We start from the raw sequence: 14,835 nt of genomic DNA on the forward strand, positions 1-14,835 counted from the left end.
CGGCCTCTGATATCGCATGACCGTTCCGCCCATGCCATATGTGGGTCAACAGACACCGGAAAGGACCCGTATGTTCCGCACGTTTCTCGCTGCAATCGCCCTGAGCCTCGCCGCTCTGCCCGCAATGGCACAGCAACTGTCGCTTGGTCAGGTTTCGCAGTACCTGAATACGCTTCAGACCGTTAAAAGCCCCTTCACCCAGATCAATGCCGACGGCACGATCTCGACCGGAGAAATCTGGATCAAGCGCCCGGGCAAGGCGCGTTTCGACTACAATCCACCAGAACGCGGGCTGGTGCTTGTGTCCTCTGGTGCGGTCTATGTCATGGATCGCAAGCTGGGTGGCAACCCGGAGACCTATCCGCTGAATCAAACGCCACTGTCGATTATTCTTGCGCGCAACGTCGATCTGGCACGCGCAGGCATGGTGACCGGGCACGGCTATGACGGCACCGCGACGACCGTTACCGCACAGGACCCAAAGCGCCCGGAGTACGGGTCCATTCAGATGAAGTTCACCGGAAACCCGGTCGAACTGCGTCAGTGGATCATCACCGATGGTGACGGCACCAAGACCACCGTTGTCTTGGGGGGGCTGGAAAAGGCTTCTATCCCGACGAGCGAATTCCTGATTGATACAGAGCTGAACCGATAAAGCGGCAGGGCGCGCGTTTAGTCGCCTTTTGCTGGATCTCATTCGCCAAGCCCGCTGGTTCTCAAGGACCGGCGGGCTTACCTGTTTAGTATCTCATGCAGGAGAGTTCGCGATGAACCGTCGCACCATGTTCAAGACCCTCGCCGCCACCGTTGGCATTGGGGGTGTGGGTGGGGTAGTGGCCACCCGACGTCGCGGGCGAAATCCGTATTATGAGGGGCCGGTCAGCGATCACTTTGACGGGGTTCGTTTCTTCAATCCTGAAGGCAAGCCGCCAAAAGGGTTTCGCGATTTGATGCGGTGGCGCTTTGGGCCGACGCCCGCCGCTTGGCCAGAGACGGTCGCAGTTATTCCCGCCAAACCTGCCACGCGAATCGATGATCTGACCGTCACTATGGTGGGTCACGCGACGCTGTTGGTTCAAATGGCGGGACTGAACATTCTCACAGATCCGTTTTGGTCGGACAGGGCGTCTCCGGTGAGGTTCGCAGGGCCAACGCGGATAGCGCCGCCGGGAATTGCGTTTGCGGATCTGCCGCCCATCGACCTGATTCTGCTGTCACACAATCACTACGACCATCTCGATATCGACACATTGCACCGGGTGCAGGCCGTGCACGCGCCACAGGTGATTACACTTCTGGGCAATGACACTTTGATCGCGCCGACGGGGCTGCAGACGCAGGCGATTGATTGGGGGGAGAGTACGGACTTTGGTCCGTTGCAGGTTCATGGCGTGCCTAGCCACCATTGGTCCGCCCGCGGCATGGGCGACCGGAGCATGGCGCTTTGGGGTGGCTTTGTGCTGACGGGGCCTGTGGGCGCTCTGCTGTTCATCGGCGACACTGGCTTTGATGAGGGGCGACCGTATCAAGGACTGCAGCGTTTCGGCCCGTTGCGGTTGGCGATTCTGCCTATTGGGGCGTATGCGCCGCGTTGGTTCATGCAGGACCAACACCAAAACCCGGACGAAGCCGTTCGCGGGTTCAAACTGTTGGGCGCGGCCCATGCGATCGGCCACCATTGGGGCACAATTCAATTGACGGACGAGGCGCGCGAAGCGCCCCGTGATGCCTTGTCAGAGGGGCTGAAGCGTCATGGCGTGGCCCCTGAACGGTTCCGCGCCATGGCTCCGGGCGACAGCTGGGCCATCCCCTCGATTTGATCAGCGCGCGTGGCGGCAGTTGCGCAATTGCTGGCTGTAGACCACGGCGCGTTCGCCAACCTCGGAAGAGACGCGAAGCAACCAGGCCTTGCTGTTGTAAGATCCGCGACGGTAACCTGTGCGCCCTTCGTGGTAAGCAAGATAATGGTTGCGGGCGTCCCACATCGGCAGATTCAGCTGGTCATGCGACTGCTTCATGTACCACCCCATGAAATCGGTTGCGTCCCGAATGTCATCGCGTCTGGCGTTACGCCGTGCAGTGGACGAGACGAGGTATTCCTTCCAGGTTCCGTCCAACGCCTGGCTGTAGCCAAAGGCAGAGCTTTGTCGACCCACGGGGATCACCCCCAGCGAGTAGCGCAATGGTGTGCGCGCATCGGAATCGAATTTCGATTCCTGATAGATCGTTGCCATTTGGACGTGCACAGGCACGCCCCAACGGCGTTCTGCAGCCTTGAAGGCGCGGTAGTATGTCGGGCGCTGCTGGAGAATCGAACAGGCGTTGTCCAAGTTGTCGGGGGACGTGCCAGAGCCGCCGCCGCCTCCACAAGACGCCACCAAAAGTAGAATCACCAGCGCGCGAAAGAATCTGCTCATCTGCCTCACGCGTATTACATTTTTTTCATTATCATCAAAATAACCGAAAACGCGGCGCTTTGAAATGATAATTCACGCGGAGGGCGGTCAGCCGCCGGGGAGATCACCATGGCCTGAGAGGGGGGAATGTTTCGTGTGCGAAGACGACTGTTCGGTCGCTTTCCACAGAGTGTTTCTGGCAAATCCGTGTCAATAGTTGGACAACCGGGGCCAAGCTTGGCTACAAGGTGAGTATGACAAAGGTGGAGCATATGCTGAAGAAGCGCGCAAAATATCACCTGGGACAGGTCGTTCGGCATCGCAAACACCCATTCCGCGGCGTGGTGTTCGATGTGGACCCTGAATTCAGCAACACAGAGGAATGGTACGAATCCATTCCCGAAGAAGCTCGCCCCGCCAAAGGGCAGCCGTTTTATCACCTGCTCGCGGAAAACGATCAGAGCTTTTACGTGGCCTACGTGTCAGAGCAAAACCTGATGGCGGATTATTCCGGCGAGCCGGTCGACCATCCGGACATTCCGGATCTTTTCGGTGCGTTTACCGATGGCAGTTATGAACTGCACTTCCAGCTGAATTGATCAGCTGACAACAGACTCTCTCTCACGCTCCGTGAGGCTGAAGGCGGTTCCTTACAGGGCCGCCTTCAGCTTTTGCAGGAACTCGTCAACGTGTGCGTGCTCCAGCGCCCAATCGACGACCAGACGTCCGCGCGTCATGTCTTCGGGCTGTGCATCCGCTGTGCGCATGTCGTAATACATTGCACCGGCCGCCTGTACGGCATCATGAGCGCGCAGGGGCATCTCAAAATAAAGCAGGTTCGCAGGCGTATCTGTCAGGACTTTAACGTCCAATGCGCGAAGACCGTCCACCAGCCTGGCACATGTGCCGTTGGCCTTTTGCGCCAGTTCAAGCCACAGGCCATCCTTGAGATAGCCGTTCATCTGGGCCGCCAGATAGCGGTGTTTCGACAGCAAGTGCCCCGAACGCATCCGTCGAAACGGCAGGCCGCGGGCCTTTTCGGGGTCGAAGAAAATCACCGCCTCGACGCCCATACAGCCATTCTTGGTTCCGCCAAAGACCGCCACATCGGCACCGGCTTTCCACGACATCTCAGCCGGAGTGCAGCCCAGCATGGCGCAGGCATTGGCAAAGCGGGCGCCGTCAAAATGCACAAACAGCCCGTTTTCATGCGCCAACGTCGCCAGTGCCGTCAGTTCATCAAGCGTGTAGATGTTGCCGCGTTCGGTGGTGTTGGTCAGCGACAGCGCGCCCCGATCAAATTGGTGTACATCGCCGGTGTTCCAAAAGGCCAAAGCCTTGGTCAGAGCCTCCGGCGTGACCTTGTCGCCCTCGCACACGCCGACCAGCTTGGCCCCGCCGGTGTAGAATTCCGGCGCGCCACATTCGTCGACATGGATATGCGCGAGGCCGGAACAGTACACCGCCTGATAGGGTTGCACCAATGTCCCAAGTGCCAGTGCGTTCGACGCTGTGCCGCCGGGCATGAGGAACACTTCTGCGTCCGGAGCCTCGAACAGGTCGCGCAGTGCGGACTTGGCGGCTTCGGTGTGCACATCGTTGCCGTAGCCGTGAACATATCCCTCGTTAGCCTCTGTCAGCGCCTGCATGACCTGAGGGTGGACCGGGCCGGTGTTGTCGGACGCGAGATACATGGCAGCCTCCTGAAGCTAGCGGGGTTCGTCGATGATATGGTCTTCCCAGTCGTCATCGTCGACGTCAAATTCCGGCACCGTCATGCCCTGCATCGACACACCAGCGCGATGCACGCTATCGGGATCGCCGGTCTCGAGCGGGTGCCATTTCGGCAGGGGGTTGCCGTTCCAAAGCAGCTTGTAGGCGCAGGTTTCCGGCATCCAATAGAGGTTTTTCGCCATGTTGGACGGCGAGAGCACGATGCACTCCGGCACGAACTGATGGCGAATCGGGTATTGCGCGCAGCGACAGCTTTCGTTGTCGAAAAGGCGGCAGGCTATCCGGGTCAAAGCGACCTCGCCCGTGTCCTCGTCTTCGAGCTTGTTCATGCAGCACTTGCCGCAGCCATCGCACAGCGCCTCCCACTCATCCTTGGACAGGTCAGTGAGTCGCTTCTTCTCCCAAAATCGAGGGGCAAGGTCGGGGCGCGCGATGGGGTCGGTCAAAGCGCCTCCAGAATGTCGCGCGCCTTGGCGCAATCTGCGTCCATCTGGGTGATCAGCGCATCCAGCCCGTCGAATTTCAGCTCCGGGCGAAGGTAATCGACCAGAGCGACAGACAGGGTGGCCCCGTAAAGGTCGCCGGTGAAATCGAACAGGAAGGTCTCGATATTTGGCACATCGCCGTCGAACATCGGGCGGACGCCGATAGAGGCCGCACCGTGATAGCTTCCCTTGTGGGGCCCATCGCGCACATCCACCAAAACGGCGTAGACGCCGAACCTTGGCGGATGCAGTCCCTCGATGGACATGTTGGCCGTGGGATAGCCCAGCTCTCGACCGCGCTGTTCGCCGCCGATCACCTCGCCCTCGATCCGGTGCCAGTGGCCCAGCAACTCGGCTGCGTCGCGCGGGCGGCCTTCGGTCAGGGCTTCGCGGATCGCGGTGGAGGACACCACAAGCCCATCGGTTTGCATGAGTTCAGCCACAGTCACCTCGAATCCCATTTCAGCGCCAAAGGTCTTCAGATCTTCGACGGTTCCGGCGCGCCCCTGCCCAAAGCAGAAGTCTGCGCCCACCACCACATTTCGCAGGCCCAAGCCCTCGCAGATAACGCGACTTGCAAAGTCTCGTGGCGAGAGCGAGGCCAACGATTTGTTGAAGTTAAGTTGATAAAGCACATCGACGCCAAGCTTTTCCAGTCGCGCGGCGCGGGCCTCTGCGCTCATTAGTCGAAAAGCGGGCGCGTCGGCAGCAAAATACTCACGTGGATGGGGTTCAAACGTCAAAACGCCCAGCGGCGAATCTGGCATGGCGCGGCGCGCGAGGTCGATCACCTGTTGGTGGCCCCGGTGCACCCCGTCGAAATTCCCGATGGCCGCGCTGGCGCCACGGTCCCCGGTTTGTGTATATTGGTAGTCTCTGACGATCCGCATACGCTGGGAGTTAGAGCATTCATTGGCAGGGATAAACCGCTTTTGTATTTTGCTTGCAGGTTGGTCGGTTGACGTAGCGACAGCCTTGGCAGAACATTGTTCCACGGGGCATAGGGAGAACAAATGAACGATGTTGTGATCCTTACCGACGAGCGGCTCGTCGCAGCGCTGATGCAGGCGCAAGGTGGCGATTGGGCCGGCCACGAGATCACCTCTGTCGAAGAGGCAGAGGGCGAGCGCGCGATGTATCGCGTAGGATCAGATTTTGCGGTGCGTATGCCGCGCCATCCGGACGCTGTTCCCCTGATCGAACGCGAGGCGCGGTGGCTGCCGCATTTATCGGGCTTGCCGCTGGCAATGCCTTCTCTGCGCCTGCGGGGAGAAGCGACGCCTCGGTTCAATTGGCCTTTCATCGTAGTGGACTGGATCGACGGCACCGAGGCAAATGAAAGCACGGTCCGGGACTGGTCTCAGGAGGTGGCGCTTTTGGCGCGTTTTCTGCGTGCGCTGTGGAAACGGTCGCTGAAGGGCGGACCGGCGGCCGGAGCGGAAAACCGGATGCGTGGTGTGCCGCTGCACCAATTGACGGACACTGTGCTGACCGAAGTCGGAACGCTGCGCGACGAACTGGACGTGTCGCTGACACGCGAGGTTTGGATGAACGCATTGGAGGCGGCCCCGCCGCGAAAAATGCGTTGGTTGCACGGAAATCTGAAAGCCTCCAACATGATCGTTCGCGAAGGAAAATTGGCGGGCGTGGTTGATTGGGGACATGTGGCTGTCGGCGACCCGGCTGTGGACGTCGCCGTGGCATGGCGCTGGGTGCCAGAGCTTGAAATGGGCAGCTTTCAAAGCGCCCTGAGCGCGGGTGATGATCTTTGGCGGCGGGCACGCGGCTGGGCCTTGTACGACGCCGTGTCGACTTTGGGTAAATATCGCGGCAGCAATCATCCGCGCCACATCATCGACTGCGACGACGCGCGCTGCGTCATTGGCCGTCTCGGGCTTGGCACAAGCTGCTAGGCTTTCAGGACCGCGGCGATTCGGGCGATACCCTCTTCGATTCGTTCGCTTGGTATCGAACTGTACCCCAGCCGGTAGAAGTTATGGGGTGGCTGCTCGCCCGCAAAAAAGGCCGTGCCCGGTTCAATCAAAACACTTTCTGACTGCAGGGACCGCGCGACGTCGCGCATGTCCCGATCTTTTGGGGCGCGCATCCACAGGCCGGAGCCTCCATGCGCGCCTTCGCCCGCGACCTCCAGGCCGTAGCGCGCGGTGGCGTGTTCCATCATTTCGCGCCGCGCAGCCAAAGCCCGTCCGATGCGCCGAACCAAGGCATCATAATGGCCAAGCGACAGAAAATGCGCCACAGTGCGCTGGATGTGGCCGGGCGGGTGACGCAGCACGGACGCCCGCAGCGCCCGCGCTTCGCGGATGAACTCCGCCGAGCCAACGAGATAGCCCAGCCTCAATCCCGGAAACAAAGACTTGGAAAAGCTGCCGACGTAGATGACGCGCCCGTCCTCATCGAGGCTTTTGAGCGCGGGGGAGGGGGCGCTGAGATAGGCCATCTCGAACTCGTAATCGTCTTCGACAATCACCGCGTCGAGGTCGGCGGCCCGCCGCAGCAATGCCTCCCGCCGTGCCAATGGCAGGGTGGCGGAGGTCGGGCATTGGTGGCTCGGCGTGGTAAATATCACGCGCGTGCCATCGGGGATTGTCTCTGGCGGCAGCCCATCATTATCCACCGAAAGCGGCGTGACCTGCGCGTCCGCGTGCGTCAACAGCTGTCGGAGCGCAGGATAGCATGGGTTTTCGACCACCACCTCCCGCGTGACGGCCAACAGCTGGGTGGCCAGCCAGAGCGCGTTCTGCGCCCCCAGCGTGATCAGGATCTCCTCAGGTCTGGCAAGGATGCCGCGCCGTGGCAGAGTATGATGCGCGATGAAGCGCACCAGCTCAGGGTCGTCGGCGTCGAATTGATCCTGGGTAAGTGCATTGAAATGCCGCTGCCCAAGGGCCTGTGTCGCGCAAAGCCGCCAGTTGGCGTGGTCGAACAAAGCTGGGTCGGTTTGCCCGTAGATAAAGGGGAAGCGGTAGCTCGCCCAATCCGCAGGCCGCCCCATGTTGAACGCAGGCCCTCCGGTGTAACGCCGCGCGAGCATTTCATTCCAGTTTACGGTGTCCTGCGATTGCGGCGTTGGGGCGAAATCAGGCGGCTCAGGTGCGTTGTCGGAGACGAAATACCCCGATCGCCCGCGCGAGGTCAGGTAATCGTTGGCGAGCATCTCCGTATAGGCGAGTGTCACCGTGATCCGGCTGACATTGAGGTGGCGCGCGAGGGCTCGGGTGGAGGGTAGTTTCTCACCACGCCGAAAGCGTCCTGACAGAATGCCGTCCGCCACCATCTGCTGGATGCGCGCTTGCAAGGTGCCTTGGGCACGCGATGTCAGATGAAATGTCTCTACCGGAATGGCCATGACGCGACCGTATTCTGGACTGATGGCGGGCGCAATCTGGACCGACGCCAAAGCGGCTTTGTCAAACAGCCCTGGCGTCAAAGGTTAGTGAACCTTAGCCATAGTCGCGTTCGCCAAAGATCGCAGAGCCGACGCGGATGTGTGTGGCCCCCAGCGCAATGGCCTGTTCGAAATCGCTGCTCATGCCCATGGACAAACCCGTCAGACCGTTGCGAGTGGCGATTTTTGCAAGCAAGGCAAAATGCAGCGACGGCGTTTCATCCACCGGGGGAATGCACATCAGCCCTTTGACAGGCAGATCCAGCGCGCGACATTCCGCTATGAAACCGTCCGCCTCGGAAGGCATGACGCCGGCCTTTTGGTCCTCTTCGCCGGTGTTGACCTGCAAGAACAAGTCGGGACAACGCCCGATTTCGTCAGCCAGGCGTGCAATCGTGTTTGCGAGTTTGGGGCGGTCAACGGAATGGATGGCGTCAAAAAACTCCATCGCCACACGCGCCTTGTTGCTTTGCAACGGGCCGATCAGATGAACCGAAACACCGTCATATTGTTCTTTGAACGGCGTCCAGCGGTCTTGGGCCTCCTGCACGCGGTTTTCACCATAGAGCCGATGGCCCTCGTCCAGCACGGCCTGCACCCGCTCGGCCGGTTGTACCTTGCTGACGGCGATCAATTTTACGTCCCCGCGGTCACGCCCGGCCTCTGAACAGGCTTTGGCTACACGGGTTTCGATGTCTTGCAAGCTCATGCGTCCCACTCCTTTGCGCCGAAGGGCCGGTCGCCCCATGCGTCTATAAATGGTTTCAGTTCCGCCTCGTAGCGGCGCCATGCCTCCCGGCGCCCGGTGTGAATCGGCTGGCGCACCTGCGCGAGGCTGAGGGTTTTGACCCGGTTTGTCTGCGTGTGCGGGGAAAGGCAGGCCTCCTCCCAGTCCAATCCGGCGGCGGCGATCAGAAGGTGGGTCTGCGGCTCCGGGTCAGCCACCAGATCCTCGTAATGAACCTCGTGAATGCGCTCGGGCATTCGGGTTTTCCAGTAAGCCACCTGATCGCGAAAGGCTTGTATCATATCGGCAATGGCGGCCAAGTCGTTGGCGTAACGGTGGGCGCCGGGCCGAAAGAAGTTCTTGTAGATAGACAGGGCCACATCACGCGGATCGCGATGCACGACGATAAATCGTGCGCCGGGCAGGGCGTGCGCCAGCAGGCCATAGATGTTCTGAAGCTGGATGGATTTGTCGGTGACGCGTCCACTGTCGACGCCGGTGTCCCGGCGCACCAACACGGCATACTTGTCGGCGAAGTCGGTGAAAGCCTCGGGCGCAGCCTTGGACAGATCGGCAAAGGTCTGGTTGCCGCCAAAGACCGCATTGGCCAGCTGCTCGGCGTGGGCCAGTTCGCCGCCAGCGGTGACAGCCGAATGTGCGGACAGGATCTGTTCCACCAGCGTCGTGCCAGAGCGCGGCGTGCCGGTGACAAAGATCGGCTGGATCGGTGCCGTGCCATCGCGTGGTGTCAGGTCAAGGGCCTGCTGACCCTGCTTGTAGGCGGCCCAGCGGCTGCGACGCGCATCCGGGTCATGGGGGTATTGGCGCGCTTGGGCGGCATTCGCAGCGTCGAGATAGGCAAAGACCTGATCGGGTTCGCCGATGTCCTCATGCACCTTGGCCAAGGTAAAGCCGAGCGCCATGCGCCCTGCATCGTTGAGCTTCGGGTGCGCCCAAAGGCGTTTCATCTCGCGGATCAGCGGATCGCCCTTGCGCGCCTTTTCGGCAAAGAAGATCAGCCGGTAAAGGTCGGTCTCATCGGGATGGCGTTTGACGAGGCGACGCAGAATGCTCGACGCTTTTTCAAATTCACCGATGTTTTGCAGATAGGTCGCCTTGTCCGCGCGGGGGGCGATCTTGTTCGGCTGGGCGGCGATACGCGCGTCGTGGATCGCCAGAACCGCCTGACTGTCACCGGCACGGGTAAAGATCGGCAGGGCGGCGTCGGACAGGACCGGATCGCCGGGACGTTTTTGCAGTGCGGAATGCAGCGCCCGAGCCGCGCCTTGTGTGTCGCCCAAGCGGTCAAGCGCGCGGGCCAGTTGGTAATTGACCTCCGGGGCCTGCGCGGTGGGGATCAGCAGGGCACGCAGAAGACGGGCTGCGTGTTCCGGCTTCTGGTTGCGGATGCAGGCCTGAGCCTCGTTGAACTGCGCCTTGATCTGGGCCGGGGTCATGCTGGTGTGCCTGTTTGGGATTTTTGCGCTTGAACCAAAAGAAAAGAGCGGACGCAAGCGCCCGCTCTTCCCTTAAGCCGTGAGGCTGGTGTCCTTAGAAGGACATTGCCAGACCCAAGGAGTAGTTGTCGGCGTCGAAGTCGTCGCCGCCGGAGACGTCAACTTTGGACAAGCCGTAGCCCGCCTGAACAGCAAGACCGCCGCCCAGATCGTATGCCACTGCCAGGCCGTAGCCGGAAGTTTCCAGACCGTCGATGCCGTAACGGTCGTCGTACTCACCGTAGTTCAGGCCGATTGCCAGAGCGTTCATTTCGTAGCCGATGCCGACGCCCATGTACTTCTCGGTCTCACCGAGACCCAGGCCGGACGTGCCCGCATCGCCGTACTTGGACTCTGCGTAGTTCAGGCCCATCATGATGCCGGAGTTCAGCGTCACGTCGACGGAAGCTGCGATAACTTCGTAAGCTGCGATATCGGAAGCGATGTCGTACTCGTCTTCGAGAGTCGCTGTCGCGGGCAGCAGGCCAAGTGCGGTAGTCGCAGCGACCAGAGTGGCGTCGGAGAAGTCTTCGTCGCCTTTCTGGTAACCGATGCCGAAGCCAACTGCTGTGCCAGCGAAGTCAGCGTTGTACTGGAAGCCAACACCCCAGATCGGGTCGAAGTCGCCACCGTCGTCGATTTCGGTCGACAGAGCAGCTGCGAAATCACCGTATGTGTAGGTCACACGAGCGATCTGGCCGTCGTAGTCGCCGTCTGCGCCGTAGTTGCCGTTGTAACCGAGGTGCTCGGTTTCAGCGTCGTCGATGGAGCCACCGGCCAGTGCAACTTCTTGCAGAGCCCAGTCAACCGCGCCGTCGGTGTCGCCCATGTCGAGACGTGCGTTGCCGAATGCGACGAACCAAGTTGCGCCACCATCGTCGGTGCCGTTGCCGTTTGCAGCTTCGTCCAGATCGATTTCTGCACCGAAGGTCAGGCCGTTGTCTGCTTCACCGGTCGCGATGAAGTCGATTTCGATATCGGTCCAGAGCTGGCTGACGCCGTCGCCGTCTGTACCTGCGTAGCGGAAATCGCCACCGACGATACCGACTTCTGCGGTGCCGGACACTTCGACTTGAGCAGCCGCTGCGCCTGCGAATGCGACCAGAGCGGTGGACGCGAGCAAGATGTTTTTCATTGTTTCCCTCATGTGTTCAAAGGCACGTACCAAGCCGTTGCCGGCTGTGATGACGTTTCTATGCGCCCGCAGACCCTTTCATTGCAACCCGCCCGAAATGCCGTCGCGCCCAAACCGATTTTGTGATGCACGATTGCCACAAGGTTCGGGGGTGGCAGGGGTTTTCGGCGCGAAATTGGCAAAATACTGCCGATACCTGATGGGTTGCCGGTTGAGGGCCGTCGCAGTAATGAGGGTGCAACAGGCATTCTCGTGGGAGTATATCGACATGACACAGCGCAGCGCGCCATCGCGGGTATGGCTGGGGATCGGCATCGCCGTGGCGCTTTCGGCGACAGCGTCCTGTGGCATGATGGGGGACCGGACCGAGCGTGAGCCGGTTGTAACGCCGTCGTCCGACGAGATCCTTGGTGAGATCAAGGATCGTGAAGGCGCGCGGGGACGCTCCAAATCGTCGGTGTTGGATATCTTCAAGTCGCGCGGTGATCAGGGGCAGGTCGGGCAGGTGAACAAATACCTGTGGAACGCCTCGCTCGAAGTGCTGAATTTCCTGCCGATCGAAACAGTCGATCCGTTTACCGGTGTCATAACCACAGGCTACGGAACGCCTCCGGGTGGGGGCCGCGCTTATCGGGCGACGATTCTGATCAATGATCCGGCGCTGGATGCGCGGTCTTTGAACCTGGCGCTGCTGACACCCAACGGTCCGGCCTCTGCCTCGACCGTGCGAGCCATCGAGGATGCGATCCTGACCCGTGCACGTCAGATCCGGGCACGCGACGCGCGTCTTTGAGCGCGGTATATAACGAGAGGCTCTTGGTTCTGCTGGCGCAATCTGCCCTCTGAGACATAGCCGCACTCAGTAGCCCGTCGCCGAGGCGCGGCAGGCTATCGAAGCGGGTCCAGGGGTGAGCGCCGCCTGAGGTGCAGCAAGCAGAAGTATCTGCACGTCCGCTATCCGAACTGCGTCAACTTCGGGCATCCGGTGGCTGTCTGCCTATCGTGGTGGGCGTTGTTTGAGTGGAGCCACGTTTTCCACCCGCTGGTGCGGCGGGACATCGTCGCCTCGTTGCTGTCCGCATGTAACTTGATCTGACCACTGGGTCAAAAACGGCTGCGTCGCGAGACTGGGTGAGCGGCGGTTTCGGTGACAAAGGGGCGGACTGCGTGAGCAGGAGGCCGGTCCGGTCACCATGTCTGAGGGTCAGTCCATGATCGGCCGAGGGGCGAGCGTCTCCAGGCCAGCCACCCATTCCAGATGCTGAGGCAGGCAGACACCGGCGAGATCGTATTTTCCCCTCACGAACTCTCTCGCCGTCTCTCCCAGGCGTTTGCGCAGGTCGGCATCGTCCAGAAGGGTGCCCAGGCGTTCCACCAATGCTTCCGTGTCAAAGAAGTCGACCATCAAGCCGTTTTCTCCTTCGGTCATGACCTCTTTGACGGGGGCGGTGTCGCTGGCCAGGATCGCGCATCCGGCGCTCATGGCCTCCAGCAATGACCACGATAAAACGAAGGGGTAGGTCAGGTAGACATGCGCGGTGCTGATCTGCATCATCGCAAGGAACCGATCGTAGGGGACGCGCCCGAGGAAATGCACGCGATTCCAATGCGGCGTGGGGATGCGGCCCCGCACCTCGTCGATGAAGATCTGCTTCCACGTCTGCCCTTTGGGCGGCTTTGCCCCATAGGATGTTTCATCTCCGCCCAGAATCACCACGTGGGCGTTGGGACGTTCCTTGAGGATTGCGGGAAGGGCCCGCATGAAGATGTGATAGCCGCGATAGGGCTCAAGGTTGCGGTTGATGAAGGTGATGACCTCATCATCCCGTGTCAGGGTCAGATCACCGATCTGCAAAGATGCGCCCGCGTTGGGACGGACCAGTTCGGTATCGACCCCGTCATGCGCCACGGTGATGCGGTTTTGCCAGTGGTCCGGAAAGGTCGAGGCTTGAAACCGGGTCGGAGAAAGCCCCGCATCCATGATCTCCTCATGCAGACGGTTGTTCATGTTTTTCATGCGAATGCGCAGAATGTCGGCTTCCGGTGACTTCGACGGAAACTCCGGGTCGAAGTTGAGGAAGGGGTGCGCGGTCAGGTGATACAGTTCGCAATACAGGCCCAGACGCGCATCGGGCCAGACATCCTTGAGGAACAGGGATTCGCCCCAGCCGTGGTGAGCACATATGACATCCGGCTCGAACCCCTGCTGCTTCAGCCCCTTGGCGCCGCGGTAGCACGACGTGGCGCGCACCAGCTTGGTTTCGAAATCTGCGAGCCACGGGTGAACATTGGGCGTGCTCTGGCCTTGGATCTTGTAGGGGACGATGCGAACGCCCTGCCAGATCTGAGGCTCCTTCACCTTGCAGGTCAGTGCCACGACCTCGTGTCCCTGCTTGACCAGTGCCGGGGCCAGATGTTTGTACTGACCGGGGAAGTTCTGGTGGATCAACAGGATTTTCATGGTGGCTCTCGACGATATGGGGTGCATCGGTTCTGCCATGCGGGGCGGCACAGGCCAAGACATGCCCATGCGATTAGCTCGCCGGGGTTGCGCCCGCACCGCAGCCCTCTACGGTTCCCAGTATCAGAAGCAAGGAAAGCTGATGCGTGTTCTGATCCATCCCGGGTTTCACAAGACCGGAACGAAAAGCGTTCAACTCTCACTGGAAACGCTGCGCCCGGATCTGCCGAAGGGGATCATCGTGGCGCTTCAGGCCGAACTGGCCGACCTGTGTGACATATGCCGCGAGGTGTCGGTGTCGCCGGAGGCTCCGCTCGTCGAGGTGGAGCGGCTGGCAACGGAGCGGTTCGCTTTGCTGGGGCAGGCGGCGTCGCTGCTGATCGTCTCGGCAGAAGACCTTGCGGGAGCGCTACCGGGGCGCCGGGGCGTCACACATTACACCCGTACACCTGAGTTGATGGGCGCCCTGACACGTGCCGCATACACCGCGCTTAATGCTGACGTGCACCTGCATTTCTCGACGAGGGGGGCGGAGGCGTGGCTCATCAGTCTTTGGTGGCAGAACCTACGAAGCACGCGGCTGACGGCCTCCGCCGAGGTCTATGCGCAAGAGATGGCAGAAGCCGCGCACCTCGACCGCGTGGTTGCCGCCGTGCGCAGCGCAGTGCCGCAGACCACCGTTTCCGTAACCGCGCTGGAGGACTGCGCGGCTCAGCCTGTGCTCCCGATCCTGCGCGCCGCCGATCTGGAGCACCTGGCTGAAAGGCTGCCGCCCCAACACGCCAATGCCCGCCCGGATCTGGGGTTGGAGGAGGTCTTTCTTGCCCTCAATCGATCTGGTCTGCGCGACGGCTTTGTCCGCGACACCAAGACCACAATCCTGCGCAAGGCGCGCCGCATGACGGGAACATAGCGCGAGTTTCAAGCCGCAATGCCATGCGGCCTCTGGACCATTGGCGCGTCAACACCTATCACCCGACGCGATACCCGCA

At 60.9% G+C, this 14,835-nt stretch carries 15 protein-coding genes; 6 read left to right on the forward strand and 9 right to left on the reverse strand.

Annotated elements, in window-relative coordinates; translation table 11 throughout:
• Positions 1 to 70 precede the first annotated feature (70 nt).
• The gene (locus tag GGQ68_RS03105) at positions 71 to 655 is read left to right on the forward strand and encodes a LolA family protein (protein WP_183962921.1); all 585 of its coding nucleotides are present in this window, start codon (positions 71 to 73) and stop codon (positions 653 to 655) included.
• Between the two features lie 112 nt (positions 656 to 767).
• On the forward strand, positions 768 to 1,820 hold the full coding sequence (locus tag GGQ68_RS03110; protein WP_183962922.1) for an MBL fold metallo-hydrolase: 1,053 nt from the start codon (positions 768 to 770) through the stop codon (positions 1,818 to 1,820).
• Here the strand turns inward: GGQ68_RS03110 and GGQ68_RS03115 are convergent, their stop codons facing one another.
• A complete protein-coding gene (locus GGQ68_RS03115; RefSeq protein WP_183962923.1) occupies positions 1,821 to 2,417 on the reverse strand; it encodes a transglycosylase SLT domain-containing protein in 597 nt (198 codons plus the stop codon).
• Between the two features lie 251 nt (positions 2,418 to 2,668).
• Here GGQ68_RS03115 and hspQ point away from each other — a divergent pair, with 251 nt between their 5' ends.
• On the forward strand, positions 2,669 to 2,995 hold the full coding sequence (gene hspQ / locus GGQ68_RS03120) for a heat shock protein HspQ (protein ID WP_183962924.1): 327 nt from the start codon (positions 2,669 to 2,671) through the stop codon (positions 2,993 to 2,995).
• A 51-nt stretch (positions 2,996 to 3,046) separates the two neighbouring features.
• On the opposite strand, the gene GGQ68_RS03125 is transcribed toward hspQ, so the two are convergent.
• From GGQ68_RS03125 to GGQ68_RS03135, 3 genes are read right to left on the reverse strand one after another with little or no spacing between them, the layout of a single operon-like run.
• Entirely contained in the window at positions 3,047 to 4,090 is a 1,044-nt protein-coding gene (locus tag GGQ68_RS03125) for a threonine aldolase family protein (protein WP_183962925.1), read from the reverse strand.
• A gap of 15 nt (positions 4,091 to 4,105) precedes the next feature.
• A complete protein-coding gene (locus GGQ68_RS03130) occupies positions 4,106 to 4,576 on the reverse strand; it encodes a YcgN family cysteine cluster protein (RefSeq protein ID WP_183962926.1) in 471 nt (156 codons plus the stop codon).
• Entirely contained in the window at positions 4,573 to 5,505 is a 933-nt protein-coding gene (locus GGQ68_RS03135) for a bifunctional riboflavin kinase/FAD synthetase (RefSeq protein ID WP_183962927.1), read from the reverse strand. The genes GGQ68_RS03130 and GGQ68_RS03135 overlap by 4 nt, the downstream gene beginning before the upstream one ends.
• A 123-nt stretch (positions 5,506 to 5,628) precedes the next feature.
• On the opposite strand from GGQ68_RS03135, the gene GGQ68_RS03140 reads away from it, so the two are divergent.
• On the forward strand, positions 5,629 to 6,528 hold the full coding sequence (locus GGQ68_RS03140; protein WP_183962928.1) for a phosphotransferase: 900 nt from the start codon (positions 5,629 to 5,631) through the stop codon (positions 6,526 to 6,528).
• On the opposite strand, the gene pdxR is transcribed toward GGQ68_RS03140, so the two are convergent.
• From pdxR to GGQ68_RS03160, 4 genes are all read right to left on the reverse strand, one after another.
• Complete coding sequence (gene pdxR, locus GGQ68_RS03145) at positions 6,525 to 7,985, reverse strand: MocR-like pyridoxine biosynthesis transcription factor PdxR (RefSeq protein WP_183962929.1); 1,461 nt, start codon at positions 7,983 to 7,985, stop codon at positions 6,525 to 6,527. The two genes, GGQ68_RS03140 and pdxR, sit on opposite strands and share 4 nt — an antisense overlap.
• Before the next feature lie 94 nt (positions 7,986 to 8,079).
• A complete protein-coding gene (locus GGQ68_RS03150) occupies positions 8,080 to 8,733 on the reverse strand; it encodes a YggS family pyridoxal phosphate-dependent enzyme (protein ID WP_183962930.1) in 654 nt (217 codons plus the stop codon).
• Complete coding sequence (locus GGQ68_RS03155; RefSeq protein WP_183962931.1) at positions 8,730 to 10,208, reverse strand: tetratricopeptide repeat-containing sulfotransferase family protein; 1,479 nt, start codon at positions 10,206 to 10,208, stop codon at positions 8,730 to 8,732. The genes GGQ68_RS03150 and GGQ68_RS03155 overlap by 4 nt, the downstream gene beginning before the upstream one ends.
• A gap of 94 nt (positions 10,209 to 10,302) precedes the next feature.
• Positions 10,303 to 11,382: a porin gene (locus GGQ68_RS03160; protein ID WP_183962932.1), complete on the reverse strand. Its 1,080-nt coding sequence runs from the start codon at positions 11,380 to 11,382 to the stop codon at positions 10,303 to 10,305.
• Between the two features lie 268 nt (positions 11,383 to 11,650).
• Between GGQ68_RS03160 and GGQ68_RS03165 the strand changes: the two genes are divergently transcribed.
• The gene (locus GGQ68_RS03165) at positions 11,651 to 12,175 is read left to right on the forward strand and encodes a DUF3576 domain-containing protein (RefSeq protein ID WP_183962933.1); all 525 of its coding nucleotides are present in this window, start codon (positions 11,651 to 11,653) and stop codon (positions 12,173 to 12,175) included.
• Between the two features lie 411 nt (positions 12,176 to 12,586).
• Here the strand turns inward: GGQ68_RS03165 and GGQ68_RS03170 are convergent, their stop codons facing one another.
• Positions 12,587 to 13,843: a glycosyltransferase gene (locus GGQ68_RS03170; protein ID WP_183962934.1), complete on the reverse strand. Its 1,257-nt coding sequence runs from the start codon at positions 13,841 to 13,843 to the stop codon at positions 12,587 to 12,589.
• A 142-nt stretch (positions 13,844 to 13,985) separates the two neighbouring features.
• On the opposite strand from GGQ68_RS03170, the gene GGQ68_RS03175 reads away from it, so the two are divergent.
• A complete protein-coding gene (locus GGQ68_RS03175; protein WP_183962935.1) occupies positions 13,986 to 14,756 on the forward strand; it encodes a hypothetical protein in 771 nt (256 codons plus the stop codon).
• Positions 14,757 to 14,835: the final 79 nt, after the last annotated feature.

Source organism: Sagittula marina (genome assembly GCF_014196795.1).
Taxonomy (GTDB): domain Bacteria; phylum Pseudomonadota; class Alphaproteobacteria; order Rhodobacterales; family Rhodobacteraceae; genus Sagittula; species Sagittula marina.

What these genes read in the sequence shown, in the direction of transcription:
- GGQ68_RS03105 (WP_183962921.1), top strand. Translation starts at nt 71, where the DNA reads ATGTTCCGCACGTTTCTCGCTGCAATCGCCCTGAGCCTCGCCGCTCTG.
- GGQ68_RS03110 (WP_183962922.1), top strand. Translation starts at nt 768, where the DNA reads ATGAACCGTCGCACCATGTTCAAGACCCTCGCCGCCACCGTTGGCATT.
- GGQ68_RS03115 (WP_183962923.1), bottom strand. Translation starts at nt 2,417, where the DNA reads ATGAGCAGATTCTTTCGCGCGCTGGTGATTCTACTTTTGGTGGCGTCT.
- hspQ (WP_183962924.1), top strand. Translation starts at nt 2,669, where the DNA reads ATGCTGAAGAAGCGCGCAAAATATCACCTGGGACAGGTCGTTCGGCAT.
- GGQ68_RS03125 (WP_183962925.1), bottom strand. Translation starts at nt 4,090, where the DNA reads ATGTATCTCGCGTCCGACAACACCGGCCCGGTCCACCCTCAGGTCATG.
- GGQ68_RS03135 (WP_183962927.1), bottom strand. Translation starts at nt 5,505, where the DNA reads ATGCGGATCGTCAGAGACTACCAATATACACAAACCGGGGACCGTGGC.
- GGQ68_RS03140 (WP_183962928.1), top strand. Translation starts at nt 5,629, where the DNA reads ATGAACGATGTTGTGATCCTTACCGACGAGCGGCTCGTCGCAGCGCTG.
- pdxR (WP_183962929.1), bottom strand. Translation starts at nt 7,985, where the DNA reads ATGGCCATTCCGGTAGAGACATTTCATCTGACATCGCGTGCCCAAGGC.
- GGQ68_RS03150 (WP_183962930.1), bottom strand. Translation starts at nt 8,733, where the DNA reads ATGAGCTTGCAAGACATCGAAACCCGTGTAGCCAAAGCCTGTTCAGAG.
- GGQ68_RS03155 (WP_183962931.1), bottom strand. Translation starts at nt 10,208, where the DNA reads ATGACCCCGGCCCAGATCAAGGCGCAGTTCAACGAGGCTCAGGCCTGC.
- GGQ68_RS03160 (WP_183962932.1), bottom strand. Translation starts at nt 11,382, where the DNA reads ATGAAAAACATCTTGCTCGCGTCCACCGCTCTGGTCGCATTCGCAGGC.
- GGQ68_RS03165 (WP_183962933.1), top strand. Translation starts at nt 11,651, where the DNA reads ATGACACAGCGCAGCGCGCCATCGCGGGTATGGCTGGGGATCGGCATC.
- GGQ68_RS03170 (WP_183962934.1), bottom strand. Translation starts at nt 13,843, where the DNA reads ATGAAAATCCTGTTGATCCACCAGAACTTCCCCGGTCAGTACAAACAT.
- GGQ68_RS03175 (WP_183962935.1), top strand. Translation starts at nt 13,986, where the DNA reads ATGCGTGTTCTGATCCATCCCGGGTTTCACAAGACCGGAACGAAAAGC.